General features: G+C 63.0%; 24 protein-coding genes. 12 read left to right on the top strand and 12 right to left on the bottom strand.

What is annotated here, in order from left to right; genetic code table 11:
* Positions 1 to 8 precede the first annotated feature (8 nt).
* The 7 genes from P3R38_RS16030 (at position 9) to P3R38_RS16000 (ending at position 6,657) form a co-directional block, all read left to right on the top strand.
* Positions 9 to 1,562 carry a sugar ABC transporter ATP-binding protein gene (locus tag P3R38_RS16030; RefSeq protein ID WP_027908172.1) on the top strand — a complete coding sequence of 518 codons (1,554 nt, stop codon included), beginning with the start codon at positions 9 to 11 and terminating at the stop codon, positions 1,560 to 1,562.
* Positions 1,559 to 2,554, top strand: coding sequence for an ABC transporter permease (locus P3R38_RS16025; protein ID WP_023381246.1), 996 nt, complete (start codon positions 1,559 to 1,561; stop codon positions 2,552 to 2,554). The genes P3R38_RS16030 and P3R38_RS16025 overlap by 4 nt, the downstream gene beginning before the upstream one ends.
* Positions 2,555 to 2,558: 4 nt before the next feature.
* A complete protein-coding gene (locus tag P3R38_RS16020; RefSeq protein WP_023381245.1) occupies positions 2,559 to 3,581 on the top strand; it encodes a LacI family DNA-binding transcriptional regulator in 1,023 nt (340 codons plus the stop codon).
* Between the two features lie 9 nt (positions 3,582 to 3,590).
* Complete coding sequence (gene rbsK / locus P3R38_RS16015; RefSeq protein ID WP_277686413.1) at positions 3,591 to 4,496, top strand: ribokinase; 906 nt, start codon at positions 3,591 to 3,593, stop codon at positions 4,494 to 4,496.
* Positions 4,493 to 4,885: a D-ribose pyranase gene (gene rbsD / locus P3R38_RS16010; protein WP_104881487.1), complete on the top strand. Its 393-nt coding sequence runs from the start codon at positions 4,493 to 4,495 to the stop codon at positions 4,883 to 4,885. The genes rbsK and rbsD overlap by 4 nt, the downstream gene beginning before the upstream one ends.
* Before the next feature lie 71 nt (positions 4,886 to 4,956).
* Entirely contained in the window at positions 4,957 to 6,063 is a 1,107-nt protein-coding gene (gene zapE, locus P3R38_RS16005) for a cell division protein ZapE (protein ID WP_023381242.1), read from the top strand.
* A 12-nt stretch (positions 6,064 to 6,075) separates the two neighbouring features.
* A complete protein-coding gene (locus tag P3R38_RS16000; RefSeq protein WP_023381241.1) occupies positions 6,076 to 6,657 on the top strand; it encodes a DinB family protein in 582 nt (193 codons plus the stop codon).
* Between the two features lie 131 nt (positions 6,658 to 6,788).
* Here the strand turns inward: P3R38_RS16000 and P3R38_RS15995 are convergent, their stop codons facing one another.
* The 4 genes from P3R38_RS15995 to yegQ all read right to left on the bottom strand — a co-directional run bounded on the left by P3R38_RS15995 (position 6,789) and on the right by yegQ (position 10,181).
* Positions 6,789 to 7,787, bottom strand: coding sequence for an alpha/beta hydrolase (locus tag P3R38_RS15995; protein WP_277686412.1), 999 nt, complete (start codon positions 7,785 to 7,787; stop codon positions 6,789 to 6,791).
* Between the two features lie 75 nt (positions 7,788 to 7,862).
* Positions 7,863 to 8,300: a YqaA family protein gene (locus P3R38_RS15990; RefSeq protein WP_023381239.1), complete on the bottom strand. Its 438-nt coding sequence runs from the start codon at positions 8,298 to 8,300 to the stop codon at positions 7,863 to 7,865.
* Entirely contained in the window at positions 8,300 to 8,728 is a 429-nt protein-coding gene (locus tag P3R38_RS15985; RefSeq protein WP_023381238.1) for a DUF411 domain-containing protein, read from the bottom strand. Before P3R38_RS15985 ends, P3R38_RS15990 begins: the two co-directional genes overlap by 1 nt.
* 118 nt (positions 8,729 to 8,846) lie before the next feature.
* The gene (gene yegQ, locus P3R38_RS15980; protein WP_277686411.1) at positions 8,847 to 10,181 is read right to left on the bottom strand and encodes a tRNA 5-hydroxyuridine modification protein YegQ; all 1,335 of its coding nucleotides are present in this window, start codon (positions 10,179 to 10,181) and stop codon (positions 8,847 to 8,849) included.
* Between the two features lie 130 nt (positions 10,182 to 10,311).
* Between yegQ and P3R38_RS15975 the strand changes: the two genes are divergently transcribed.
* Positions 10,312 to 11,376: an AI-2E family transporter gene (locus tag P3R38_RS15975; RefSeq protein ID WP_023381236.1), complete on the top strand. Its 1,065-nt coding sequence runs from the start codon at positions 10,312 to 10,314 to the stop codon at positions 11,374 to 11,376.
* 11 nt (positions 11,377 to 11,387) lie between these two features.
* On the opposite strand, the gene P3R38_RS15970 is transcribed toward P3R38_RS15975, so the two are convergent.
* Positions 11,388 to 13,448 (bottom strand): TonB-dependent receptor, encoded by a 2,061-nt coding sequence (locus tag P3R38_RS15970; protein ID WP_277686410.1) that lies wholly within the window; start codon positions 13,446 to 13,448, stop codon positions 11,388 to 11,390.
* Positions 13,449 to 13,677: 229 nt separating this feature from the next.
* Here P3R38_RS15970 and P3R38_RS15965 point away from each other — a divergent pair, with 229 nt between their 5' ends.
* The 3 genes from P3R38_RS15965 to P3R38_RS15955 are packed head-to-tail and all read left to right on the top strand — an operon-like array spanning position 13,678 to position 14,672.
* Positions 13,678 to 13,926 (top strand): helix-turn-helix domain-containing protein, encoded by a 249-nt coding sequence (locus P3R38_RS15965; protein ID WP_023381234.1) that lies wholly within the window; start codon positions 13,678 to 13,680, stop codon positions 13,924 to 13,926.
* A gap of 9 nt (positions 13,927 to 13,935) precedes the next feature.
* Positions 13,936 to 14,313, top strand: coding sequence for a head completion/stabilization protein (locus tag P3R38_RS15960; protein WP_081669752.1), 378 nt, complete (start codon positions 13,936 to 13,938; stop codon positions 14,311 to 14,313).
* A complete protein-coding gene (locus tag P3R38_RS15955; protein WP_023381232.1) occupies positions 14,310 to 14,672 on the top strand; it encodes a hypothetical protein in 363 nt (120 codons plus the stop codon). The genes P3R38_RS15960 and P3R38_RS15955 overlap by 4 nt, the downstream gene beginning before the upstream one ends.
* On the opposite strand, the gene P3R38_RS15950 is transcribed toward P3R38_RS15955, so the two are convergent.
* Entirely contained in the window at positions 14,669 to 15,061 is a 393-nt protein-coding gene (locus tag P3R38_RS15950; RefSeq protein WP_027908168.1) for a helix-turn-helix domain-containing protein, read from the bottom strand. The genes P3R38_RS15955 and P3R38_RS15950 overlap by 4 nt on opposite strands.
* 201 nt (positions 15,062 to 15,262) lie before the next feature.
* On the opposite strand from P3R38_RS15950, the gene P3R38_RS15945 reads away from it, so the two are divergent.
* Entirely contained in the window at positions 15,263 to 15,568 is a 306-nt protein-coding gene (locus P3R38_RS15945; protein ID WP_238546528.1) for an ogr/Delta-like zinc finger family protein, read from the top strand.
* Positions 15,569 to 15,611: 43 nt separating this feature from the next.
* On the opposite strand, the gene nuoN is transcribed toward P3R38_RS15945, so the two are convergent.
* Genes nuoN through nuoI form a run of 6 tightly spaced genes read right to left on the bottom strand, consistent with a single transcriptional unit; the run spans position 15,612 to position 21,883 of the window.
* Positions 15,612 to 17,081, bottom strand: a complete 1,470-nt coding sequence (nuoN, locus tag P3R38_RS15940) for an NADH-quinone oxidoreductase subunit NuoN (RefSeq protein WP_023381229.1) — start codon at positions 17,079 to 17,081, stop codon at positions 15,612 to 15,614.
* Between the two features lie 7 nt (positions 17,082 to 17,088).
* Positions 17,089 to 18,621, bottom strand: a complete 1,533-nt coding sequence (gene nuoM / locus P3R38_RS15935; protein ID WP_023381228.1) for an NADH-quinone oxidoreductase subunit M — start codon at positions 18,619 to 18,621, stop codon at positions 17,089 to 17,091.
* A gap of 40 nt (positions 18,622 to 18,661) precedes the next feature.
* Positions 18,662 to 20,515 carry an NADH-quinone oxidoreductase subunit L gene (gene nuoL, locus P3R38_RS15930; RefSeq protein WP_277686409.1) on the bottom strand — a complete coding sequence of 618 codons (1,854 nt, stop codon included), beginning with the start codon at positions 20,513 to 20,515 and terminating at the stop codon, positions 18,662 to 18,664.
* Positions 20,512 to 20,820: an NADH-quinone oxidoreductase subunit NuoK gene (gene nuoK / locus P3R38_RS15925; protein WP_008096201.1), complete on the bottom strand. Its 309-nt coding sequence runs from the start codon at positions 20,818 to 20,820 to the stop codon at positions 20,512 to 20,514. Before nuoK ends, nuoL begins: the two co-directional genes overlap by 4 nt.
* A 3-nt stretch (positions 20,821 to 20,823) precedes the next feature.
* Positions 20,824 to 21,324 (bottom strand): NADH-quinone oxidoreductase subunit J, encoded by a 501-nt coding sequence (gene nuoJ, locus P3R38_RS15920; RefSeq protein WP_023381226.1) that lies wholly within the window; start codon positions 21,322 to 21,324, stop codon positions 20,824 to 20,826.
* Between the two features lie 10 nt (positions 21,325 to 21,334).
* Complete coding sequence (nuoI, locus tag P3R38_RS15915; RefSeq protein WP_003251442.1) at positions 21,335 to 21,883, bottom strand: NADH-quinone oxidoreductase subunit NuoI; 549 nt, start codon at positions 21,881 to 21,883, stop codon at positions 21,335 to 21,337.
* Between the last annotated feature and the right edge of the window lie 7 nt (positions 21,884 to 21,890).

The raw sequence follows: 21,890 nt of genomic DNA, 5'->3' as shown, positions 1-21,890 counted from the left end.
ACGTGGCCATGTCGGCATCGGCCAATGAAGTGGTGCTCGTTGCAACGGGGCTGGGCAAGACCTACGCCCAGCCAGTGCTCGGCGACGTCAGCCTGAGCCTGCGTGGTGGTGAGGTGCTGGCCCTTACCGGTGAAAACGGCGCTGGCAAGAGCACCTTGTCCAAGCTCATCAGTGGCCTGGAGGTACCCACCACCGGGCAGATGACCTATCGCGGCCAGGCCTATGCGCCTGGCAGCCGCAATGAGGCCGAGCGCCTGGGCGTGCGCATGGTCATGCAGGAGCTCAACCTGCTGCCGACCCTGACCGTGGCCGAGAATCTTTTCCTCGACAACCTGCCCAGCCGGTTCGGCTGGATCAGCCAGAAGCGCCTGCGCCAGCTGGCCACTGCGGCCATGGCCCAGGTGGGGCTGGACGCCATCGACCCGGACACCCCGGTTGGGCAACTGGGCATCGGCCACCAGCAGATGGTCGAAATCGCCCGCAACCTGATCGGCGACTGCCGCGTGCTGATCTTCGATGAACCTACCGCCATGCTCACCGCCCGCGAGGTCGAATTGCTGTTCGTGCAGATCGAACGCTTGCGCCAGCGCGGCGTGGCGATCGTCTATATCTCCCACCGCCTAGAAGAGCTGCAGCGCGTGGCCCAGCGCATCGTCGTGCTGCGCGATGGCAAGCTGGTGTGCGATGAGCCCATCCAACGCTACAGCAGTGCCGAGCTGGTCAACCTGATGGTAGGCCGGGAATTGGGCGAACACATCGACCTTGGTGGTCGCACGCTGGGTGCGCCCTTGCTCAAGGTCGACGGTTTGTCTCGGGGTGACAAGGTGCGCGATGTGTCGTTCCAGGTCAGGGCAGGGGAGATCTTCGGTATTTCCGGGTTGATTGGCGCAGGCCGCACCGAGTTGCTGCGCCTGATCTTCGGCGCCGACGTCGCCGACAGTGGCAGCATCGAGATCGGCCAGCCGCTCAAGGCCGTGACCATCGACTCGCCCAAGGCTGCCGTGCAAGCGGGCATCGCGTTGATCACCGAGGATCGCAAGGGCGAAGGCCTGCTGTTGTCGCAGTCGATCGCTGCCAACATCGCCTTGGGCAACTACAGCGCGGTTTCCCAGGCCGGCTTACTCGACGGCGACGCCGAAAAAGCTCTGGCCGAGCGGCAGATCAATGCCATGCGCATCCGCAGTGCGGGCCAGGACCAGGCGGTCGGTGAACTTTCCGGGGGCAACCAGCAGAAAGTGGTGATCGGCCGTTGGCTGGAACGGGACTGCCAGGTGCTGCTGTTCGACGAGCCGACTCGGGGGATCGATGTCGGCGCCAAGTTCGACATCTATGGCCTGCTGGCCGACCTTGCGCGTCAAGGCAAGGCCTTGGTGGTGGTGTCCAGCGACCTGCGCGAGTTGATGCTGATCTGCGACCGTATCGCGGTCCTTTCCGCTGGGCGACTGATCGACACCTTCGAACGCGAACATTGGCGCCAGGACCAGCTTCTTGCCGCTGCCTTCGCTGGCTATCAGAAACGTGACGCACTGCTGCACGACGCAGCTCCCAGGACTGATGCATGAAAACCACCCCCCTCGATACCCCGGGCAGCACACCAGTGCGCCGCGGCGGCAGCTACTTCGGCCTGGGCAGTTACCTGGGCCTGGCCGGCGCCTTGCTGGCGATGATCGTGCTGTTCTCGTTGCTGAGCAGCCATTTCTGGTCCTATGCCACCTTCAGCACCCTGGCCAACCAGATTCCCGACCTGATGGTGCTGGCGGTGGGCATGACCTTCGTGCTGATCATCGGCGGCATCGACCTGTCTGTGGGCTCGGTGCTGGCGCTGGCGGCGTCGACGGTCAGCGTGGCGATCCTCGGCTGGGGGTGGTCGGTGCTGCCCGCCGCCTTGCTCGGCATGGCCGTGGCCGCGCTGGCGGGCAGCATCACCGGGGCCGTTACCGTGGCCTGGCGGATCCCCTCGTTCATCGTTTCCCTTGGCGTGCTGGAGATGGCCCGTGGGTTGGCCTACCAGTTCACCGACTCGCGCACCGCCTACATCGGCGATGCCTACGCCTGGTTCTCCAACCCGATTGCCTTTGGCATTTCGCCGGCGTTCATCCTGGCCTTGCTGGTGATTCTGGCGGCCCAGCTGGTGCTGACCCGCACGGTGTTCGGGCGCTACCTGATCGGCATCGGCACCAATGAAGAGGCTGTTCGCCTGGCCGGCATCGACCCACGCCCTTACAAAGTCGTGGTGTTCGCCTTGATGGGGCTCTTGGCTGGTCTGGCCGCGCTATTCCAGATCTCGCGCCTCGAGGCGGCAGACCCCAACGCCGGCTCGGGCCTTGAATTGCAGGTGATTGCCGCTGTGGTCATCGGTGGCACCAGCCTGATGGGCGGGCGTGGTTCGGTCATCAGCACCTTCTTCGGCGTGCTGATCATCTCGGTACTGGCCGCGGGGCTGGCGCAGATCGGCGCCTCCGAGCCCACCAAACGAATCATCACCGGGGCGGTCATCGTCATCGCCGTGGTGCTCGACACCTACCGCAGCCGGCGCGCAAGTCGGCGGAACTGAATTTATGGCAACCATCAAAGACGTCGCGGCACTCGCAGGTATTTCCTATACCACGGTGTCTCATGTACTGAACAAGACCCGCCCGGTCAGTGAACAGGTGCGGCTGAAGGTCGAGGCGGCCATCGCCGAGCTCGACTATGTACCCAGTGCGGTGGCCCGCTCGCTCAAGGCACGTAGTACGGCGACCATCGGCCTGCTGGTGCCCAACAGTGTCAACCCGTACTTCGCCGAGCTGGCGCGGGGTATCGAGGATGCCTGCGAGCGCAATGGTTACTGCGTGATCCTGTGCAACTCGGATGACAACCCACAGAAGCAGCGCAGCTATCTGCGCGTGCTGCTGGAAAAGCGCATCGATGGCCTGGTGGTGGCGTCGGTGGGCGAGGACAGCGACCTGCTGCAGAGCCTTGCCGGTGTGCGGACGCCAATGGTCATCGTCGACCGCGAACTGGAGGGGGTCGATGCCGACCTGGTGCGCATCGATCATGAACAGGGTGCCTACCTGGCGACCGTGCACCTGCTCGAACTGGGCCATCGTGATATTGCCTACATCGGCGGCCCCGCGCAGACCGGTGTCAGCCAACTGCGCCTGGCCGGTTTTCGCCGGGCCATGGCCCAGGCGCAGGCGCCGGTGGAGCCCGGCCGTGTCCTGCACTGCGACTTCACCAGCCCCGGTGGCCATGCGGCGGCGGCGACGCTGCTCGATGGCAACCGACCCACGGCGATCTTCGCCGGCAATGACATGATTGGCTTCGGCGTGCTGCGTGCCGCCGCCGAACGCAACATCAACGTGCCAGGCGAGTTGTCGGTGATCGGTTTCGACGATATCGAACTGAGCCGTTATGTGTACCCACCGCTGACCACCGTGGGCCAGTCGATCCGCGAGCTGGGCGAAAGCGCTGCGGCGCTGCTGCTGTCGCGCATCGCCACACCGCGCCTGGGGGCTTCGGAGCAGCGTATCGTTGCACCGCGTATCGTTGCCCGCGAGTCCACCGGGCCACGCCCGGACCTGTTCAATGATTACCGCTAAGGAGCAGCCATGAAGGCCAAGGTAGTGGTGGTCGGTAGCCTCAACATGGACCTGGTGGCCCGCGCCGAACGCCTGCCGCGTCCGGGCGAAACGCTGGCCGGCGAAAACTTTTTCACCGTGCCTGGGGGCAAAGGTGCCAATCAGGCGGTGGCCGTCGCCCGACTGGGCGGCACTGTGGCGATGGTCGGCAACGTTGGCGATGACGCCTATGGCCAGCAGCTGCGCCAAGCGCTGGAGGTCGAAGGTATCGACTGCCAGGCAGTCAAGGTATGCGAGGGCGTTTCCAGCGGCGTGGCGCTGATTACCGTGGATGCCGCCAGCCAGAACTGCATCGTCATCATTCCCGGTGGCAACGGCCTGCTGACGCCACAGGCCGTGCAGCAGTTCGATGGGTTGTTGCAGGCGGCCGAAGTGATCATCTGCCAGCTCGAGGTGCCGGCCGACACCGTGGCCTGGACCCTGGCCCGGGGGCGTGAGCTTGGCAAGACCGTGATTCTCAACCCCGCGCCGGCCACCGGCCCGTTGCCGACACAATGGCTGGCCCACATCGATTACCTCGCCCCGAACGAAAGCGAGGCCCAAGCGCTGACCGGCGTGCCAGTCAGCGACCTCGACAGCGCCCGGCGTGCGGGTGAGCGCCTGGTGCAACTGGGGGTGCGCAAGGTGATCATCACGCTGGGCGCGCACGGGGCCCTGCTGGTTTGCGCGCAAGGCAGCCGGCACTTCCCCGCGCCCAAGGTCAAGGCGTTGGATACCACCGCCGCCGGCGATACCTTCATTGGCGGGTTCGCCGCCGCGCTGGTGCGTGGCCTGACGGAGGATGCCGCCATCGCTTTCGGCCAACGCGCCGCGGCGCTGTCCGTTACCCGCGCGGGTGCGCAGCCGTCCATCCCGTACCTCAAGGAGCTGCCATGAAGAAGACCGCACTGCTCAACATCGCCTTGTCACGCACCATTGCAGGCCTGGGGCATGGCGACATCCTGGTGATCGGCGATGCCGGGTTGCCGGTACCGCCGGGCGTCGAGCTGATCGACCTGGCGGTGACGCCAGGCATTCCGGATTTCGCCAGTGTGCTACGTACCGTGCTGAGCGAGATGCAAGTTGAGCGTTATGTGGTAGCAGAAGAAATGCTGGACGTGTCGCCACCTGCGCTGGCGGAAGTGGCACGCTTGCCGCTGGAACGGCGTGAGTTGATGCCCCACGAACAGTTCAAACGCCTCAGCCGTCAGGCCAAGGCCGTGGTGCGCACGGGGGAGTGCAAGCCTTACAGCAACATCGCCCTGATAGCCGGCGTCACCTTCTAGCTGTACGAGCCGGCTTGCCGGCGATGAGGCCGTTGCGGACAATGCTCGCTGACCGTCCAATGCGATGAACCATGCACCCAGATCCGCAAACGCTCTACCAACAGGCCCTTAGCGACCAAGGTTACGTTCCCGACGCTGCCCAGGCCCAGGCTGCCATCGCCCTGCAGGCGTGCTTCGACAGCCTGCGACAAGGCAGACACGCCCAGGGTATCTACCTCTGGGGGCCAGTCGGGCGTGGCAAGACCTGGCTCATGGACCTGTTCCACCGTTGCCTGCAAGTGCCTGCCCGACGGCAGCACTTCCATCACTTCATGGCCTGGGTGCACCAGCGGCTGTTCCAGCTCAACGGCACTGCCGACCCGTTGCATGCACTGGCACGTGAGCTGGCCGGGCAGATCCGCGTGCTGTGCTTCGATGAACTGTTCGTCAGCGACATAGGCGATGCGATCATCCTGGGGCGCTTGTTCCAGGTGCTGTTCGATGAGGGTGTGGTCATCGTGGCCACCTCAAACCAGCCGCCGGACCAGCTGTACCGCGACGGCTTCAACCGCGAGCGCTTCCTGCCGGCGATAGCCGCCATCGAGCGGCACATGAAGGTGCTCTCGGTGGCCGGCGAGCAGGATCACCGCTTGCACCCAGGGGCTGCGCGGCAACGCTACTGGGTGGCCGAGGCGGGCGGCAGCACTGCCCTTGCGCGGGTTTTCGAACAGCTCAGTGCGCACGAGCCAGGCACGGATCAACCGCTGACGCTGGGCAGCCGCCAGATTCACGTGGTACGCCGTAGCGAGCAGGCCATTTGGTGCCGCTTCGCCGACTTGTGCGAGCAGCCCCTGGCAGCCATGGAGTTCATGGCATTGTGCGATCGCTTTTCGGCCATTTTGGTGGAGGGCATCCCGGCCCTGGGTGGAGAGCAACGGGCAGGGCGTATCGCTCGCGGTACCGAAGATGCAGCGGCCCGGGTCGAGGCTGGCGATCGCCAATTGCCGATGCTGTCGCCCAAGGACGATGCGGTGCGCCGCTTCATCGCCCTGGTCGATGAGTGCTATGACCGCAAGGTGGCTTTGTACCTGGAAGCGCAGGTACCGCTCGAAGCACTCTACACTCAAGGGTATCTGGCGTTCCCGTATCAACGGACCCTCAGCCGGCTACGGGAGATGCAACTGCAACGCTTCGCCTGAAGGAGCCGAATCATGGAGCCGCTGTCGCATCATCTGCTGACCCAGGCCTACAACAATGCCTGGGCCAATCACCGCCTGTACAAGGCTTGCCTGCAACTGACCCAGGACGAATTCGTCGCCCCGCGTTGCAGTTTTTTCCCATCGATCAAGTCCACCCTCAACCATCTGTTGACGGTGGACTGGTTCTATTTGCACATGCTCGAATGCGAGCAGCGCGGGGAAACACCTACCCCGGATGCAGAGCGCTTTTTCGAGCCGGAACAGCCGTTCGCCACCTGCGCTGACCTGCATGCCGAGCAAGCCCAGGCAGACCATCGGTTGATCAGCTATTGCCAGGGATTGCGTGATGACCAGTTGGCCCGGTATGTGAACATTGCCCGTCCCCAGCGCATGCAACGCGAGCCTCGGTTGCGCCTGCTGGCGCATTTGTTCGAGCACCAGATCCATCACCGTGGCCAAGTGCACGGGATGCTTAGCAACACCTCGGTGAGACCGCCCCAGCTGGACGAGTTCTTCTGCGAGGAGGAAGCCGGGTTGCGGGCGGAGGATTTTGCCGAACTTGGCTGGACCGAAGCACAGATCTGGAAGAACTGAGCCGCCCGTGGGAGGGGCCTTGCATCGCGAAAGGCCCGCCCGGCAGCCCCACGGCGTAGCGGGCGGAGTGAGAATCCTTGCCGCTCGATCGTGACAGTTAGCCACTCCCACAGGCGTCTGCGTTTACCGGGTCAACGCCCCAGCCATTCGATCAACGCCTTGTGAAACTGCGCCGGCTCCTCGATCTGTGGCGCGTGTCCCAGCCCGGCGAAGGTCACCAGTTCGCCTTGGGGGATCATCTTGGCCACCTGCGGCCCCAGCACTTTGTACTGGCCAAGCTTGGCTTTTACATCCGTTGGCGCGATATCGCTGCCGATGGCCGTGGTGTCCTGATCGCCGATCAACAGCAACGTCGGCATCTTCAGGTCCTTGAACTCGTGATACACCGGTTGGGTGAAGATCATGTCGTAGATCAGCGCCGAGTTCCATGCCACACGTTCATGCCCAGGCCCTGTGTTCAACCCCACCAGCATCTGCACCCAGCGTTCGTACTCGGGCTTCCAGCGCCCGGCGTAATAGGTATTGCGCTCATACTTGCGCACACCGTCGGCATCGAGCTTCAGCTCTCGTTGGTACCACTGATCGACCGTCCGGTAAGGCACGCCTAGGGCTTTCCAGTCCTCCAGGCCAATGGGATTGACCATGGCCAGGCGTTCGACTTGCTGTGGGTACATCAAGGCGTAGCGGGTGGCGAGCATGCCGCCTGTGGAATGACCGAGAATGACCGCCTGCTTGATGCCTAACTGGGCGAGCAGCGCCTGGGTGTTGTCGGCCAGTTGCTGGAAGCTGTACTGGTAGTGGGCAGGCTTGCTGGAGCTACAGAAACCGACCTGGTCGGGCGCGATGACCCGGTAGCCAGCCTGGCTCAGGGCGTCGATGGTGGTTTCCCAGGTGGCGGCGCAGAAGTTCTTGCCGTGCATCAGCACGACGCTGCGGCCATTGGCTTGCCCCTTGGCAGGCACGTCCATGTACCCCATCTGCAGGTGCTGCCCCTGGGAGGTGAAGTCGAAATGCCTGAGCGGGTAGGGGTACTGGAAGCCTTCGAGCTGTTGACCGTAGGTGGGCATTTCAGCGGCGAGGGCCGGGCCCGTCATCAGGCAGGCCAGGGCCAGGGCGGTTGCGCGCAGCATGGGGGCACTCCGTGTAGGGCCATGTAGGAATGGGCGACTGTAGCAGTCGCTTGCCCTGATGAAACGTTAAAGGTGTTACCAGGCGTGAAACCAGCCCAGCGTGATCATCGCCAACACGGTGTAGCGACCGGCCTTGGCCAGGGTCACCAGCAACAGGAAACGCCAGAAGGGTTCGCGCATGATGCCGGCGATCAATGTCAGCGGGTCGCCAATCACGGGCATCCAACTGAGCAGCAGCGACCATTGTCCCCAGCGTTGGTAGCGCTGCTGGGCACGCTCCAGTTGCGCGGCGCTGAAAGGGAACCAGCGCTTCTCGCGCAGGTGCTCGATGGCGCGGCCTAGCAGCCAGTTGACCACCGAACCGAGCACATTGCCCAAGGTTGCCACCGCAAGGAGGGTCGCCCAGGTGTCGGGCTGGCGCAGCAGCAACCCCACCAGCACGGCCTCCGACTGTAGAGGCAGCAGGGTCGCTGCGCCAAAGGCGCTGAGAAACAGCGCCCAGAGGCTGAGCATCAGTAGTTGGCGACCACGGTGTCCTTGCCGTCCTGGGTCACCCCGATGACCTGGTAAGGGTCCTTGTGATCGCCCATTTCCATACCTGGCGAGCCCATGGGCATGCCGGGTACTGCCAGGCCTTTTAGGTCAGTGCGCTTGGCCAGCAGGCGCACCTGCTCGGCCGGCACATGGCCTTCGACGAACTTGCCGTCGATCACCCCGGTGTGACACGACGCCAGGCGCGGTGCGACGCCCAGGCGCTGCTTGACCGCGCTCATGTTCGGCTCGACATGGTCATTGACGGTGAAGCCGTTGTCGCGAAGGTGGCTGATCCAGGCTTTGCAGCAGCCGCAGTTGGGGTCGCGGTAGACGTCGATGGTTTCGGCTGCCTGGGCCAGGCCTGTGAAGGCCAGCAGTCCCAGGGTGATCAAGTGTTTACGCAGCATGAGGGTTCAACTCCTTCTAAGACGCAGCCGCATGCCTGTCATCACAGGCGTCGGTTCCAGGCCCGGCGGTAGGTCAGCAGCATAGCGTAAGCCGCCTCCCGGCGCAGCGCGCACGTCGTCAGCTCGCCTGCTCGTCCTGGCCAAGGTCACGCATCAGCAGGCCGAACGACAATGGGACCTGTTCAGGAATGGGCAGGTACACGATGTGGCCATCCCCCGGCGCCACGTCGATGGCCCGTTGCTGCCGGTTGTTCAGGCGATGGAGATCGAAATGATAATTGCCACGCGGGGTCATCAGCTCCAGGTGATCGCCCACGGCGAAGCGGTTCTTCACCTTGACCTCGGCCAGCCCATCAACGCGCTCGCCCGTCAGCTCGCCAACGAACTGCTGGCGCTCGGACACCGAGTTGCCTCGTTGGTAGTTCTGGTACTCGTCGTGAACATGGCGGCGCAGGAAACCCTCGGTGTAGCCACGCTGTGCAAGGGATTCGAGGTTGCCCATCAGGCTTCGGTCGAAGGGTCGGCCGGCCACCGCGTCGTCGATGGCCTGGCGATAGGATTGCACCGCGCGGGCACAGTAGAAGTGCGACTTGGTCCGGCCTTCGATTTTCAGCGAATGCACCCCCATGGCGGTCAGCCGCTCGACATGCTGGATAGCGCGCAGGTCCTTGGCGTTCATGATGTAGGTACCGTGCTCGTCCTCGAAGGCGGGCATCGTCTCGCCCGGGCGGTTGCTCTCCTGCAGCAGGAACAGCTGGTCGGTAGGGGTGCCCAGGCCGAGTGTCGGTTCGACCAGTTGCACGATGTCGCCGGTGGCGTTTTCAGTGGCCGGCTGGGCGTCGTACTTCCAGCGGCAGGCATTGGTGCAGGTGCCTTGGTTGGCATCGCGCTTGTTCAGGTAGCCCGACAACAGGCAGCGGCCAGAGTACGCCATGCACAGGGCACCGTGGACGAACACTTCCAGTTCCATCTCCGGCACCTGCTGACGGATTTCCGCGATTTCCTCTAGCGACAGTTCACGGGACAGGATGACCCGACTCAAGCCCAATTGCTGCCAGAACTGCACACTGGCCCAGTTGACCGTGTTGGCCTGTACCGACAGGTGCACCGGCATGTGCGGGAAGTGCTGGCGCACCAGCATGATCAGGCCCGGGTCGGACATGATCAGCGCATCGGGCGCCATGTCGATCACGGGCGCAAGGTCTTTGAGGAAGGTCTTGAGCTTGGCGTTGTGCGGGGCGATGTTGACCACCACGTAAAAGCGCTTGCCCCGGGCGTGCGCCTCCTGGATGCCCAAGGCCAGGTTGGCGTGGTCGAATTCATTGTTGCGCACGCGCAGGCTGTAGCGCGGCTGGCCGGCGTAGACCGCATCGGCGCCATAGGCGAAGGCATAGCGCATGGTCTTGAGGGTGCCGGCTGGGGCCAGCAATTCGGGCTTGGCGAAGGAGGTCATGTGCGCACCGGGGCAAAAGCGGCGGATGCTAAGGCTCGGCTCGCGGCTGCGTATTGATTTGAATCAACGCCAGGGTGGCACTTTTCCTGTGATGGCCTGCACTAACAACCAGGACACTCAAGGAATCACCATGAACGAAACCGCCCTCCAGAACAGAGCCCTGGCCGTACTCCTGACGTTGGTGTCGGTCGCTTTCGCGTGGATACTACTGCCCTACTACGGCGCCATCTTCTGGGCGGTGATTCTCGGCATCCTCTTCGCGCCTTTGCAGCGCCATCTGCTGATCCGCTTCGGTCGGCGTCGTAACCTGGCCGCCGCGGCCACTTTGCTGGTATGCCTGATGGTGGCCATCTTGCCGGTGATCATCACCAGCGCATTGCTGGTGCAGGAGGGGGCGGCGTTGTACCAGCGCATCGAGAGCGGTCAACTGGACATCGCCGGCTATGTCGAGCGCGGCCGGGACATGCTGCCCGCCTTCGCCCAGCAAGGGCTGGACAGGATGGGCATGGGTAACTTCGACGGCCTGCGCGAGAAAATCACCAAATGGGCCACCCAGGGCAGTCAGGTACTGGCCAGCCAGGCGTTCAACTTCGGCCAAGGCACCTTCGAATTCCTGATCAGCTTCGGCATCATGATGTACCTGCTGTTCTTCTTCTTGCGCGAGGGGCCGGAGGTGGCTCGTCAGGTACGGCTTGCGGTGCCGTTGCCCGAGCACCAGAAGCGCCGTCTGCAACTGAAGTTCAACCGCGTGGTACGGGCGACGGTCAAGGGCAACGTGCTGGTCGCGATCACCCAGGGGGCGCTGGGCGGATTCATCTTCTGGGTGCTGGACATTCCCAGTGCGCTGGTATGGGCGGTGTTGATGGCGTTCCTGTCGTTGTTGCCGGCGGTGGGCGCGGGCATTGTCTGGGCACCGGTGGCGGCGTATTTCCTGCTGACCGGAGCGATTCTGCAGGGCGCGATCCTGACGGCATTCGGGGTGCTGGTGATTGGCCTGGTGGACAACCTGCTACGACCGATTCTGGTGGGCAAGGACACCCGAATGCCCGATTACCTGATCCTGGTGTCCACCTTGGGCGGGCTGGCGGTGTTCGGGCTCAATGGGTTCGTGATCGGGCCGTTGATCGCGGCCTTGTTCGTCTCCAGTTGGGCGATTTTCGCATCGACCAAGCCGAAGGTGCAGTTGCCGCAGTAGGGCAGGCCGAATTATCGGAAACTGTACGAAACGCCTGCATACACGCTGAAACTTTCGCCGGGTGTGGAGCGGGCCTTGTCCAGTCCTGCGTCGTCGTAGCCTGGTGTAACCGTGGCGGCATAACGTTTGTTGGTCAGGTTGCGCAGGTCAAGCCAGGTTTGCCAGTCCTGCTTGGGCGAATCCCAGCCCAGGCGCGCACCGAGCAGGGCATAGGCATCGGCGGGGTAGCTGTTGGCGTAGTCGACCTGCACCTTCGAGGCCATCTGGGTGTTCACGCCGGCGTAGAAGCCGCCTGGCCAGTCATAACGCAGTTCGGCCTGGTAATAATGCATCGGGATGCCGGGCAGGCGGTTGTCGCCGAACGTGTCGTCATCGCGGTAGTGGAAGTCGCTGAAGGTGTAGGCCTGGCGCAGGCTCAACTTGCCGGTGCCGGATTGTTCCCAGAGGATACTGTCCAATGCGGCTTCGACACCTTGGTGGACCGTGGGGCTGGCGTTGTATTCGGCGGTAATGCCGGGGGCCAGTTCCACTGCCAGCAGTTCGTGACGCACCTGGGCGTAGTACCAGGCCAGCTCCCAACGACCGATTCTCGAGTCGCCACGAGCACCCAGTTCCAGTGTTGTGGCTGTCTGGTTTTGCATCTCGATCGGTTGCGTCTTGGTCGGTGCGCTCCAGATCAGCGACCACGGATGTGGCGGCTCAACCGAGCGGCTGAGGTTGCCATAGACCTGTAAGTCAGGACGAATGTCGTAGCGCAGGCCTACACGTGGTGCATAGTCCCAGTCGTGTTGGCTGACCTTCCCGCCTTCGGCAGGATAGGTCACATCGCTCTCGCGTCGGGTATAGATCATCGCCAGGCCAGTGGTCAGCCAGAGGTCCGGGACCAGCTCCAGGTCGTTGCCGGCATGCAGCACGGTGTCCGAGCCCTGATAGCTGAAGTCGCGCGTGCGCTCGCCAACTATATCGTTCACCCGCGTGAATTGTGATGCGCCGCTGTTGGGCAGGTGTTTGGTGGTGCGCCACCCGATGGTCGTCTTGCTCTCATGGCCGAACAAGGTGTCCCGACGGAAGTAGTTGAGCGTGCCACTGACATCGGTGTAGGCAACCTTCAGGCGCATTGCGCCTTCACGCAAGTCCATCGGGTAGTCGTGATAGACCAGCCCTGCTTCCAGGCGTGAGTCGTCGTTCAGGAAGAAGGTGGTTTTGTTGCCCACCCAGGTGCTGCCCGGCTGCGGACGGCTGTCATTACGTGACAAGTAACCTGGATTGGCAGCCCGCGGATCATGCTTGATCTGCGCTTTGGTCAAGCGGCCGGCCAACGCGTTTTCGGTTTCTCGGTAGCGCAGGTAGAAGCGGGTTTCCAGGTTGGGATTGAAACGGTAGCCGACATTGGCGGCAATCCCCTTGGCACTGCCGCTGCTGTGCTTCTGATAACCGTCGTATTCCGAATCGGTCAGCGCCACGTAGTAGTCCAGGTTACCCAGCACCTGGCCCGAGCTGATATGCCGGTGCTGGTAACCACGGCTGCCAACCTCGTAGCGCACCTGCAGCGGCGCTGCATCGTAGCCTGTGTGGGTCACATAGTTGATCGCGCCGCCCAGCGCCAGGGCACCCTGGTCGAAACCATTGGCGCCGCGCAGCACTTCGGCCCGGCTCAGCCACAGGGGTTCGAACAGTTCGTAGGGTGTGCCGCCGGGACCGGTCAGGGGCAGTCCGTCGAACATCGTGTACACCCCGGAGCCATGTGCCCCCGGTGCACGGTTGATGCCTGAACCGCGAATCGACAGTTTGATGCCATCGTTGCCCGCCGACTGGGCGAATACCCCAGGCTGGTAAGCCAGCACATCCTGATTACTGGCCACCCGGCCCTGACCAACACGCTGCATGTCCACCAGGTTGCTGGCCCCCGGCACCGCCTGCAGGCGTTCGCGGGCGTCGTCCAGCTCGCTTTGCTGCTCGTCATTGATCAGCACCTCGCCCAGTTCAACGGCTGGAGCAGCAGTGGCTTGCTGGCTCAGGGTGAAAGCGGCCAGCAGGCCAAGGCAAGACGAAAGGGGCAAAACGGGGCGCATCCTACAACTCCAGGCGAAAAGCGAACAGGCAACCGCGTTGTGACGAAAGAAATACCGTCCAGAGCACGGGGAATTTCAGTTAATTGCACCGCGCCAATGGAAGACGGTTGTGTAGGAAGCGCGTTTACAAACCCCGCGAGTGGAGCCAGCACATCGCCCTTCGTAAGGTGGGCCCATGGCGACAGCACATCCGGCTGTCGCAACTGGCGATTACTTGTGGAGTTCAATGATGAAAACCAACGTACGGCAGGAACCAGAACATGCTGCGGACACACCGATTCGCCTGACGCCCCGCGAGCATCAGGTCCTGCTGTGGTGTGCATACGGCAAGAGCTCGTGGGAGATCGGTCGAATTCTGCAGTGCAAGGAGTCGACGGTGAATTTCCACGTGTCCAATATCCTGCGCAAATTCGATGTCCCCACGCGTGTAGCGGCTGTGATCAAGGCCATACGCTACGGCATGTTGTCCGAGCAGTGAGGGCGGATCATGTCATCAGAGCGTATGGAAGATTTACCGCCGCCACCCGCGTTGCCTGTCAAGGGGGCACGTTTTCCCGATGGCGATGATCCTTTTTGGCCACGCATCGAACTGTGTTCGCTACGAGAGCGCTTGCGCCTTGGCGGTCAGGTGAGCGAGGCGCGCCTGGCACTGGCGGCTCGCTGTGCGGCGATCAACGCTGCTTCGGAGTTCGCGCACTGGCGCGCCGTACTGCGAGGGCGTGGCTACAAGCGTCTGGAGGACGTGGCAGGGCATGACCATGGAAGGGCGTTGTCGGTCTGCTATCGGCGTTTCGTCGAGGCCGCCGTGATGCGTACTCTTTATACCAAGCCCGGCGGGCAGGTGGTGTGGAGAACGCCATCATGAGCGAACGCTACCTGCTGGAGGCGGCCAGCGCGGCTTTTCGTGAGGTGCTCAATACAGAGGGCAGGGCGCTGTTCGGTGCGTTGCTGGGAGCTTTGCTGGTCAGTGCCGCGCGAGATCGCTTGATCATCGTCTCGCGCAAGCGCCTGTCGACCCGCAAGCAGATGCTGCTGGTGTTTCTGACGCTGGGCGTAGGCTATCTGTTCGAGCCGTTGTTGCATTCCTTGGTGCCCATGTTGTCACGCGGCATGGCCGCCTTCGTGGCGGCGGTGGTGGTGATTCCGATCAGCCTCAAGGTCATGGTCTGGCTGGATTCTGTGGACCTGCGCGAGCTGCTTCAGCGCTGGCGCCGTCGTGGCTAGCCTTCGATTGGAGTGGGCATGCGCAGCGTCAGCTCGCGCACCTGGCGCTCCAGTTGGTGGATTCGTTGCTTGTCTTCGATCTGCAATTGAATCGCCTGGCGATCGGCAACTGAAAGCGCGCGAAGACGCGCGAGCATGTCGCTCTCCCAAGTCTCGTTTGCCAAGCCCGACGGGCCGTCCTGGTACTCACCCAGCAATAGCCAGTCGAGCGAGCAGCCGCGCTGGCGGGCGATGTCTATGCATAGTGCGTAGGGAATGCTGCCACGCACCTTCCAACTGCTCAGGGTCTGCGGGCTTACCGCAAGGGCCCTGGCCAGCTGCACATCGGTCTCCGAGCCGGTCAGCAGCTTGAGACGTGCCAGCACTGATGCAAATAAAGGGCTACTCATAACAAATATCCACGACTGGTTTAACGACGTTACTTGGGCTTAAACTACTTGTTACGAATAGTAGCCCTGCATTTTGAGGAGATATCCTGACATGAGGAGCAGCATGATGAAAAACCCTTCCTTTTCCGTAGTCAATACTGATGCACTTGGGGGAGCATTCTTACAGCATATCTGTGCAATTAGCGCATGCAGGTATTTGGCGTGAGTACATACAAGCTGGTCTGTCCTCACTGCAACAGTCGAATGCGCATCCGTACCAGCGAAGGACGGCACATTTTCCTGCGTATCGCGTACCTGCAGTGCACCACCGAGGCGTGTGGCTGGTCAGTGAGAGCCGAGTTCGAAATGACCCATGAGCTGTCACCCAGCGGCATGCCGAACCCTGAGGTCCACCTGCCATCGGCCGGCACTGAACTGCGCAAGTCGGCACTCAAGGATGGCAGTGCGGCCTCGCCCGAAAACCTTCGATCGGCCAAGCCCGTTCAGATAACTACAAAACGCAGATAAAAAAACACCCCGCATGTGCGGGGTGTTTGTTTTACCGGTTCGGTCAGCCGAGCAGTTGCAGGCCGGCTTGCTGAACCAGTTCCAGCAGCGGCTGCGGGTACACGCCGAGCACGAAGGCAAGCAGGGCGATTGCCAGCAGCATGACGCCGCCGGTGCGTTGTTCCCACTTCAGCGGGGCATCGTGGCGACGCAGGTTAGGCTCCACCAGGTACAGGGTGACCATGACGCGCAGGTAGTAGTACACGCCGATGGCGCTGCCCAGAACCAAGGCACCGACCAGCCACCACAGTTGCGACTCGACGCCGGTGGCAATGATGTAGAACTTGCCGATGAAGCCGGCAGTCAGCGGGATACCCGCCAGCGACAGCATCATCACGGTCAGCACCGCAGTCAGGTACGGACGGCGCCAGAACAGGCCGCGGTACTCGTAAAGGGCATCGGCGTCACGACCGCCGTAAGGCGAGGACATCAGGGTGATCACACCGAAGGCGCCCAGGCTGGTGATGACGTAAGTGACCAGGTACACGCCCATGGCTTCCAGGGCCAGGCCCTTGCTGGCCACCAGCGCGATCACCAGGTAACCGAAGTGGGCGATGGACGAGTAACCCAGCAGACGCTTGAGGTTGCTCTGGGTCAGCGCCAGCAGGTTACCGATGAGGATCGAGGCGACCGCGATCACTGCCAGGACGGTGCTCAGGACGCCGCTGCTGGCAGCAGGGGAGAGCATGAACAGGCGCACGACCACGGCGAATACCGCGACCTTGCTGGCGGTGGCCAGGAAGGCGGCTACCGGCGCCGGGGCGCCTTCGTATACGTCCGGGGTCCACAGGTGGAACGGAACCAGCGACAGCTTGAAGGCCAGGCCAACCAGCATCATGCCCAGGCCCAGTTGGGCCACCAGGCTTGGCTTGCCGGTAGCAGCCAGGGCCTTGCCGATCAGGTCGAAGCTCAGGCTGCCAGCGTCGGCGTACAGCAGGGCCATGCCGAACAGCAGGAAGGCCGAACCTGCGGCCGACAGCACCATGTACTTGATACCGGCTTCCAGCGAACGCTTGTTGAAGAAGGCATACGCTACCAGGCCGTAGACCGGCACCGACAGCAGCTCCAGGCCGATGAACAGGCCAGCCAGGTGGTTGGCGCTGACCAGCACGAGGCCACCGAGGGCCGACATCAGCAGCAGCAGGTACAGCTCTTCTCGGTTGCCCGGGAAGCCCTTGGAACCCTCGCCCAGATAGGCATGGGCGAGGGTTACGCAGGCCAGTGTCGCCACCAGGATGATCGCCATGTACAGGCAGGCGAACTTGTCGATGGTGACCAGCGAGGTGACCGCCAGCGGCGCGACTTTCAATGCTGGCAGGATCGATAGCAGGGCCAGGTTCAGCCCCACGGTGGACAACAGGAAGGTCTGCGAGTGATTGCGCTTCCAGGCGATCGCCAGCATCACCACCACCGTGGTGATGGTGGTGATCAGCATCGGCGCCAATGCGATGAAGTGTTGAGTGGTGAATTCCATAGCGCTCTTACCGGGCCGAAGCGAGTTGAGTGAAAGCGGAACCGAGCCACTGCTGCACACCGCTCATGGTGGCGGCAGAGGTGTCGAGGAACGGCTGTGGATACACGCCCAGCAGGATCAGCAGCACCGCCAGACCCACGACCATGACCAGCTCGCGACCGTCCATGCCAGCCAGGACGGCGTCGGACTTGGCCGGGCCGAAGTAGGCGCGGTGGATCATGATCAGCGAGTAGACCGAGCCGAACACCAGGCCGGTGGTGGCGATCACGGTGATCCAAGGCACATGCACGAAACTGCCGATCAGGATCAGGAACTCGCCGACGAAGTTGCCAGTACCTGGCAGGCCCAGGGAGGCGGCGGCGAAGAACAGGCTGATCGCGGGCAGGTAGGCGATGCGGTGCCACAGGCCGCCCATCTCACGCATGTCACGGGTATGCAGGCGCTCGTACAACTGGCCGGCCAGGATGAAGAGTGCGGCGGCCGACAGACCGTGGGCCAGCATCTGGATCACCGCGCCCTGCAGGGCTTGCTGGCTGCCGGAGTAGATACCGATCAGCACGAAGCCCATGTGCGAAACGCTGGAGAACGCGACCAGACGCTTGATGTCGGTCTGGGCAAAGGCCAGGAAGGCACCGTAGAAGATACCGATCAGACCCAGGGTCATGGCGATGGGCGCGAACTCGGCCGAGGCGTTCGGGAACAGCGGCAGGGCGAAGCGCAGCAGGCCGTAGGCCGCGGTCTTCAGCAAGATACCGGCCAGGTCCACGGAACCTGCGGTCGGTGCCTGGGCGTGTGCGTCAGGCAACCAGGAGTGGAACGGTACCACCGGCAGTTTCACCGCGAAGGCGATGAAGAAGCCCAGCATCAGCAGGTACTCGGTACCGGCTGGCAGTTCGGCCTTGAGCAGGTCGCTGTAGTTGAAGGTGATCACACCGGTGTTGGTGTAGTTGACCAGCACCAGGCCCAGGATCGCCACCAGCATGATCAGGCCGCTGGCCTGGGTGAAGATGAAGAACTTGGTCGCGGCGTAGATCCGGGTCTTCTTGCCGTCCGCGGAGCTGTGACCCCAGAGCGCGATGAGGAAGTACATCGGCACCAGCATCATTTCCCAGAAGAAGAAGAACAGGAACAGGTCCAGGGCCAGGAACACACCGACCACGCCGCCCAGGATCCACATCAGGTTGAGGTGGAAGAAGCCGACGTGACGCTGGATCTCTTTCCAGGAGCACAGTACCGACAGCACACCGAGCAGGCCGGTGAGCAGGATCATCAGCAGCGACAGGCCATCCAGGGCCAGGTGGATGCTGATGCCGAAGCGCTGGATCCACTGGACCTTGTATTCCAGTGCCCAGGCAGGCTCGGCGCCCGGAGCGGGGGCCAGGGTGTAGTCGCCGGTGCCCCACAGCCACAGGCCGATGCCGAGCAGCAGGGACATGGTCAGCAGTGCGATCCAGCGCGGCAGGGTGGCGCCGAAGCGCTCACCCAGCCAGCACAGGAAGCCGCCGATGAAGGGGATCAGGATCAGCCAAGGCAAAATCATGACGGGTTGGTTTCCTTTGGCAAAGTCGCAAGATTCATAGTCATACCGCGGCCACTACCACGGCGCCGATGACCAGCACGGCACCGACGGCGATCGAGGCGGTGTACCAGCGCAGCTGGCCGGTCTCGGTCTTGCTCATGGCGACGTTGCCGCCACGGGCCATCCGAGGAATCAGGCCGATGCTGCGGTCAACCGGGTCCTTGCGCAGGATGTGGCTGATCAGCAGGTAAGGTTTGACGAAGAGCTTGTCGTAGATCCAGTCGAAGCCCCAGGCGGCGAACCACCAGGCCGACAGGACGCGGCCGATGCCGCTGTTGGCGATGGCCGAGACCAGGCGACGCTTGCCCAGGAACAGCACCGCGGCCAGCAGGATGCCGGCAATGGCGATGGCGCCCGAGGTGATTTCCAACGCGTGCTTGGCTTCACCACCGGCGTGGCCGGCACTTTCAGGCAGAACGCCAGCCAGCGGCGGGTGGATCCACGCGCCGATGAAGGTCGACAGCACGATCAGCACGCCCAGTGGCAGCCAGTGGCTGATGCCGTGGCCAGCGTGGGCTTCGGTCTTGGCTTCGCCGTGGAAGGCGATGAAAATCAGGCGGAAGGTGTACAGCGAGGTCATGAACGCACCGACCAGCCCGGCATACAGCAGGCCGGTATTGCCACTGGCGAAGGCTTCCCAGAGGATCTCGTCCTTGGAGTAGAAGCCCACGGTCAGGATCGGCAGGGCCGCCAGGGCAGCACCACCCACCACGAAGCTGGCGTAGGCCAGCGGCAGCTTCTTCCACAGGCCGCCCATCTTGAAGATGTCCTGCTCGTGGTGGCAGGCAACGATCACCGCACCCGAGGCAAGGAACAGCAGGGCCTTGAAGAAGGCGTGTGTCATCAGGTGGAAGATTGCCGCGTCCCAGGCGCCGACGCCCAGGGCCAGGAACATGTAGCCGATCTGGCTCATGGTCGAGTAGGCGAGGATACGCTTGATGTCGGTCTGGACCAGGGCTGCGAAGCCCGCCAGGACCAGGGTGACGCCACCCACTACGCCCACCAGGTGCAGGATGTCCGGTGCCAGCAGGAACAGGCCGTTGGTACGGGCGATCATGTAGACGCCCGCGGTCACCATGGTTGCCGCGTGGATCAGTGCCGATACCGGGGTAGGGCCAGCCATCGCGTCCGCCAGCCAGGTCTGCAGCGGCAGCTGGGCCGACTTACCGACCGCACCGCCCAGCAGCATCAGGGTGGCCAGGACCATCCAGGTGTCGCCCGCCTGGAATTTCTGCGGAGCCAGCACCAGCAGTTCCTGCACGTTCAGGGTACCCAGCTGGGCGAACAGGATGAACAGGCCGATGGCCATGAACACGTCGCCGATACGGGTGACGATGAAGGCCTTCAGTGCCGCGTTACCGTTGTTGCGGTTGCTGTAGTAGAAACCGATCAACAGGTACGAGCACAGGCCCACGCCTTCCCAGCCGAAGTAGATGAACAGCAGGTTGTCGCCCAGCACCAGGAACAGCATGCTGGCGATGAACAGGTTGGTGTAGGAGAAGAAGCGCGAGTAACCGGCTTCACCGCGCATGTACCAAGAGGCGAACAGGTGGATCAGGAAGCCGACACCGGTGACCACGCCGAGCATGGTGACCGACAGGCCGTCCACGTACAGGGTGAAGTTCGGCGCGAAGCCGTCCACCGACATCCACTGCCACAGCAGCTGGCTGTATGCGCCGCCTTCAGGCGGGGCAACGTTGAATTGCCAGATGACATAGGCGGCCACGGCGGCCGACAGGCCCACCGAGCCAACGCCGATCAGCGCGGACAGGTTCTCCGAGAACCGCCCGCGCGAGAACGACAGCAGCAGGAAGCCGATCAGGGGGAAGACGAAAGTCAGGAAGATAAGGTTCATCCGCGCATCTCACTGGCAGCATCGATGTCGAGAGTGTGGAAGCGGCGATACAGCTGCAGCAGAATGGCCAGGCCAATGCTGGCCTCGGCGGCTGCCAGGCTGATCACCAGAATGAACATCACCTGGCCGTCGGGCTGGACCCAACGGGCACCGGCGACGATGAACGCCAGGGCAGAGGCGTTCATCATGACTTCCAGGCTCATGAGTACGAAAAGGATGTTGCGGCGGACCATCAGGCCAACCAGACCTAAGCAGAACAGGATCCCGGCTACCGCCAGGCCATGCTCAAGAGGGATAGCACCCATGATTTACTCCTTCGCCTCGTTGCGGCCCAGGTGGAAGGCGGTGACGGCTGCGGCGAGCAGCAGCATCGAGGCCAGTTCGACAACCAGCAGGTACGGCCCGAACAGGCTGATGCCCACGGTCTTGGCGTCCACGGTGGTGCCGCTGATACCGGCGCCGCTCGGGGCGACGAACAGCACGTAAAGCAGCTCCAGCAGCAGCAGGGCAGCCAGGATTACCGGCCCGGCCCAGATACCGGGCTTGAGCCAGCCCCTTTCCTGGGCGACCGACGCCGGCCCAAGGTTGAGCATCATCACCACGAACACGAACAGCACCATGATGGCGCCGGCGTAAGCGATCACTTCCAGTGCGCCGGCGAACGGCGCACCCAGGGCGAAGAAGATCATTGCCACGGAAATCAGCGAAATGATCAGGTAGAGCAGGGCGTGCACGGGGTTGGTGCCGGTCACCACCCGAAGGGTGGAGACCACGGCGATCCCGGATGCGAAGTAGAAAGCGAATTCCATCTTTCTGTCCTTATGGGAGCAAGCTCTTCACGTTGATCGGCTCGGCTTCGTTCTGTGCAGAGCCTTTCGGCTTGCCAGCGATGGCCATACCCGCAACACGGTAGAAGTTGTAGTCAGGGTTCTTGCCGGGGCCGGAGATCAGCAGATCTTCCTTCTCGTACACCAGGTCCTGACGCTTGAACTCGGCCATTTCGAAATCCGGAGTCAGCTGGATCGCGGTGGTCGGGCACGCCTCTTCGCACAGGCCGCAGAAAATGCAGCGCGAGAAGTTGATGCGGAAGAACTCAGGGTACCAACGCCCGTCCTCGGTCTCGGCTTTCTGCAGCGAGATGCAGCCAACCGGACAGGCCACCGCGCAGAGGTTGCACGCTACGCAGCGCTCCTCGCCATCGGGGTCGCGGGTCAGGACGATGCGGCCGCGGTAGCGCGGCGGCAGGTACACAGGCTCTTCTGGGTATTGCAGGGTGTCGCGTTTGCGGAACCCGTGGGAGAACACCATTGCCAGGCTGCGCAGCTGGGTGCCGGTGCCCTTAACGATGTCGCCGATATATTTGAACATGGGTCAA

This window comes from Pseudomonas sp. NyZ480 (assembly GCF_029537255.1).
In the GTDB taxonomy this organism is placed as follows: Bacteria; Pseudomonadota; Gammaproteobacteria; order Pseudomonadales; family Pseudomonadaceae; genus Aquipseudomonas; species Aquipseudomonas taiwanensis.
The sequence above is the reverse complement of the archived record's forward strand: the minus strand, read 5'-3'. Positions and strand labels throughout refer to the sequence as shown.

Bases quoted from the DNA above. Each gene is read 5' to 3' on its own strand.
- P3R38_RS15975 (WP_023381236.1), top strand. From the start codon at position 10,312: ATGAACGAAACCGCCCTCCAGAACAGAGCCCTGGCCGTACTCCTGACG.
- P3R38_RS16020 (WP_023381245.1), top strand. From the start codon at position 2,559: ATGGCAACCATCAAAGACGTCGCGGCACTCGCAGGTATTTCCTATACC.
- nuoK (WP_008096201.1), bottom strand. From the start codon at position 20,820: ATGGGTGCTATCCCTCTTGAGCATGGCCTGGCGGTAGCCGGGATCCTG.
- P3R38_RS16025 (WP_023381246.1), top strand. From the start codon at position 1,559: ATGAAAACCACCCCCCTCGATACCCCGGGCAGCACACCAGTGCGCCGC.
- rbsK (WP_277686413.1), top strand. From the start codon at position 3,591: ATGAAGGCCAAGGTAGTGGTGGTCGGTAGCCTCAACATGGACCTGGTG.
- P3R38_RS15995 (WP_277686412.1), bottom strand. From the start codon at position 7,787: ATGCTGCGCGCAACCGCCCTGGCCCTGGCCTGCCTGATGACGGGCCCG.
- P3R38_RS16030 (WP_027908172.1), top strand. From the start codon at position 9: ATGTCGGCATCGGCCAATGAAGTGGTGCTCGTTGCAACGGGGCTGGGC.
- P3R38_RS15955 (WP_023381232.1), top strand. From the start codon at position 14,310: ATGAGCGAACGCTACCTGCTGGAGGCGGCCAGCGCGGCTTTTCGTGAG.
- rbsD (WP_104881487.1), top strand. From the start codon at position 4,493: ATGAAGAAGACCGCACTGCTCAACATCGCCTTGTCACGCACCATTGCA.
- P3R38_RS15965 (WP_023381234.1), top strand. From the start codon at position 13,678: ATGAAAACCAACGTACGGCAGGAACCAGAACATGCTGCGGACACACCG.
- nuoL (WP_277686409.1), bottom strand. From the start codon at position 20,515: ATGAACCTTATCTTCCTGACTTTCGTCTTCCCCCTGATCGGCTTCCTG.
- P3R38_RS15990 (WP_023381239.1), bottom strand. From the start codon at position 8,300: ATGCTCAGCCTCTGGGCGCTGTTTCTCAGCGCCTTTGGCGCAGCGACC.
- P3R38_RS16000 (WP_023381241.1), top strand. From the start codon at position 6,076: ATGGAGCCGCTGTCGCATCATCTGCTGACCCAGGCCTACAACAATGCC.
- zapE (WP_023381242.1), top strand. From the start codon at position 4,957: ATGCACCCAGATCCGCAAACGCTCTACCAACAGGCCCTTAGCGACCAA.
- nuoN (WP_023381229.1), bottom strand. From the start codon at position 17,081: ATGGAATTCACCACTCAACACTTCATCGCATTGGCGCCGATGCTGATC.
- nuoJ (WP_023381226.1), bottom strand. From the start codon at position 21,324: ATGGAATTCGCTTTCTACTTCGCATCCGGGATCGCCGTGGTCTCCACC.
- yegQ (WP_277686411.1), bottom strand. From the start codon at position 10,181: ATGACCTCCTTCGCCAAGCCCGAATTGCTGGCCCCAGCCGGCACCCTC.
- P3R38_RS15970 (WP_277686410.1), bottom strand. From the start codon at position 13,448: ATGCGCCCCGTTTTGCCCCTTTCGTCTTGCCTTGGCCTGCTGGCCGCT.
- P3R38_RS15960 (WP_081669752.1), top strand. From the start codon at position 13,936: ATGTCATCAGAGCGTATGGAAGATTTACCGCCGCCACCCGCGTTGCCT.
- P3R38_RS15950 (WP_027908168.1), bottom strand. From the start codon at position 15,061: ATGAGTAGCCCTTTATTTGCATCAGTGCTGGCACGTCTCAAGCTGCTG.
- nuoI (WP_003251442.1), bottom strand. From the start codon at position 21,883: ATGTTCAAATATATCGGCGACATCGTTAAGGGCACCGGCACCCAGCTG.
- P3R38_RS15985 (WP_023381238.1), bottom strand. From the start codon at position 8,728: ATGCTGCGTAAACACTTGATCACCCTGGGACTGCTGGCCTTCACAGGC.
- nuoM (WP_023381228.1), bottom strand. From the start codon at position 18,621: ATGATTTTGCCTTGGCTGATCCTGATCCCCTTCATCGGCGGCTTCCTG.